This is a genomic window from Megasphaera sp. AF13-6AC, from assembly GCF_027685385.1.
Lineage (GTDB): Bacteria > Bacillota > Negativicutes > Veillonellales > Megasphaeraceae > Megasphaera > Megasphaera micronuciformis.
In genome coordinates this window covers 1-872 of sequence record NZ_JAQCUN010000275.1, presented here as the reverse complement: position 1 = coordinate 872, position 872 = coordinate 1, and the positions used below count along the sequence as shown (strand labels likewise).

The following is an 872-nucleotide window of genomic DNA, read 5'->3' as shown; positions in this document are numbered from 1 at the left end:
TCTGCAGATTGGCTATGCAAGGGAAAAATACGCGACAACGGTTTTTCCCACGCAGTCTGCAATTCCGATAAGGAAATACGCACATCTCCCGCGACGGCCTCGGGCTCTTCAATCGTCCGGGCCACGACGGCAACGGCACTGAGCTGCTGAGCCCATTGAACTCCCTTTTCCGCATCCGTTTCCACTACAATCGCCCCATACCGAAGTGCGAACAGGTCTTCAGAACTTACGTCCGAAGAAACTGTAAAGCCGATCCCGTTGCCGAAAGCCATTTCCGTAAGCGTAGCCGCCAGACCGCCCTTACCGACGGCACGTGCGCTGTAAATATCTCCTGACGCCATGTGCTTATGAATAAAGTCGCAGTGCTGACGGAATACGTCCCAATCCAAAACAGCATCTTCGCCGCGGCAAATATCAAAGAGAACAACTGCATGTCCGGCCTTTTTAAATTCCGGTGAAACAATGTGTTTTGCATTTTCCGTCGTTACGGCAAAGGATACCAGTGTCGGCGGAACCGTCAGTTGTTCAAAGGTACCGCTCATGCTGTCTTTACCGCCGATAGCCGCAATTTGCAGTTCTTTCTGAGCCGTATACGCCCCCAACAGAGCTGCCACGGGCTCACCCCAAGCACGAGCATCCGTACCGAGACTTCTGAAAAATTCCTGTAGCGTTAAATACGCTTTTGTACGGTCACCGCCTAAGGCCACTAACTTCGCTACAGACTGAACGACAGCGTATAAAGCGCCGTGGAAGGGACTCCATGATGCCAACTCGGGATCATAGCCGTGGGTGAAAACACTGGCCGTTTCTGTCTTTTGTCCCACACCTACGGGAATACGTGCGACCATACCTTCAACCGGTGTTTTTTGGTA

The 872-nt window shown here is 52.2% G+C and carries 1 pseudogene; it reads right to left on the bottom strand.

Features of this window, described 5'->3' with window-relative positions:
- Window positions 1-848 (bottom strand): annotated as a pseudogene (locus tag PGX78_RS08810) (phosphoribosylformylglycinamidine synthase); the annotation flags it as partial.
- Window positions 849-872 lie beyond the last annotated feature (24 nt).